The following is a 1,672-nucleotide window of genomic DNA, read 5'->3' on the forward strand; positions in this document are numbered from 1 at the left end:
GCCCTGGCCCTGCGGGGACTGGTCAAGGTCTACGGGAACCTCGTCGCCGTCGGTGACCTGTCCCTGGACATCCCCACCGGGTCCTTCTACGGGATCGTGGGCCCCAACGGCGCGGGCAAGACGACCATGCTGACCATGGCCACCGGCCTCCTCACCCCCGACCGCGGCACGGCGTTCGTCCACGGCGTCGACATCTGGGCCGAACCCGAGCGCGCCAAGGCACGCCTGGGCGTCATGCCCGACGGGATGCGACTGCTCGACAAGCTCTCCGGCCCCGACTTCCTCACCCACGTCGCCATGCTGCGCGGCCTCGACCGGGACACCGCCCGCACCCGGGCGGGCGAACTGCTGGAGGTCCTCGACCTCGCCGACGCGGGGCGCAAGCTCATCGCCGACTACTCGGCGGGCATGACGAAGAAGGTGGCCCTCGGCGCGGCGCTCATCCACGGCCCCTCCGTCGTCGTCCTGGACGAGCCCTTCGAGTCGGTGGACCCCGTCTCCTCGGCGAACATCCGCCAGATCCTCCAGGGCTTCGTCGCCGGGGGCGGCACCGTCATCCTCTCCAGCCACGTCATGGCCACCGTCCAGAAGCTGTGCACGCACGTGGCCGTCATCAACCACGGTCGCGTCCTGGTCGCCGGCACCACCGCGCAGGTGGCCGACGGCATGGACCTCGACGACCGCTTCACCCAGCTGGTCGGCGGGCGACGCTCGGACGAGGGGCTGTCGTGGTTGCACAGCTGATCCGCCTCAAGGCCCGCGTCACCTGGAACTCCCTGACCCGACAGGTGTGGGTCGTCGTGCTGACGATCCTGGGCCTGCTCTACGGGCTCGGCGTGATCGGCGGACTGGCCGCGGGCGCGGTCGCCGCGACCCTGTCCGGCCACCTCGAGGTCGTCGCCGCGCTGCTCGTGCTGGCCGGCGCGCTGCTGGTCCTCGGCTGGATCATGGTGCCCGTCGTCTTCGCCTCGATGGACAACACCCTCGACCCCCGCCGCTTCGCCCCCTACATCGGTCCCTCCCGGCACTTCGCGCTGGGCCTCGTGGCGGCCACACCGGTGGGCATCTCGGGTGTGGTGACGACACTGGTCGCCCTCGTCCCCGTGGCGGTGTGGCTGAGCGGAGGGGACCCCCTGGCCGCCCTCGTCGCCCTGGTCGGGACCCTCCTCGCCCTGGCGACGTCCTTCCTCTGGGCCCGCGTGGCCTCGACATGGCTCGGCATCCGGGCGACGTCCACCGCCGGGCGGCGTGACCTCATGAGCGTCGTCGCCACGTTGCTCTTCATCGCGGTGCTGGCGCCGATGGGCATCTGGATCAATCTCCTCACCGAGAACTTCGACGCGGGCCACATCCACACCGCCGCCGACCTCGTCGCGTGGTCGCCCTTCGGTGCGCCCTGGGCGATGGCCGGCGCGGTGCACTCCGGGGCCTGGGCGACGGCCCTGCTCCAGCTCGTCATCACGGGCGTCTTCCTCGCGCTGGGGTGGTGGCTGTGGCTGCGGGTCCTGCCCGCCGCCATGTGCGGCACCGCCCACCGCCTCTCACCCCTGGCCGAGGAGGCGGTGGCGCAGGGTCGCGCCCTCGTGGATCCCGACCGCGAGCGCGACGGACCGCGGTCCTCGGCTCGGGCGTCGCGTGGCGGCGGAGGCCCGGGTGCCGTGGCCGCGGGTGC

1 protein-coding gene and 1 pseudogene are annotated in these 1,672 nt (G+C 72.6%); both read left to right on the forward strand.

Annotation, left to right across the window (positions count from 1 at the left end; translation table 11 throughout):
* A partial coding sequence (locus TA90_RS01730; protein ID WP_043534301.1) for an ABC transporter ATP-binding protein occupies positions 1-744 on the forward strand: 744 nt, incomplete at its 5' end.
* Positions 729-1,672, forward strand: a pseudogene (locus TA90_RS01735) (hypothetical protein); the annotation flags it as partial. The gene TA90_RS01730 and the pseudogene TA90_RS01735, both read left to right, overlap by 16 nt.

It is taken from the genome of Actinomyces polynesiensis, assembly GCF_000820725.1.
GTDB classification, from domain to species: Bacteria; Actinomycetota; Actinomycetes; order Actinomycetales; family Actinomycetaceae; genus Pauljensenia; species Pauljensenia polynesiensis.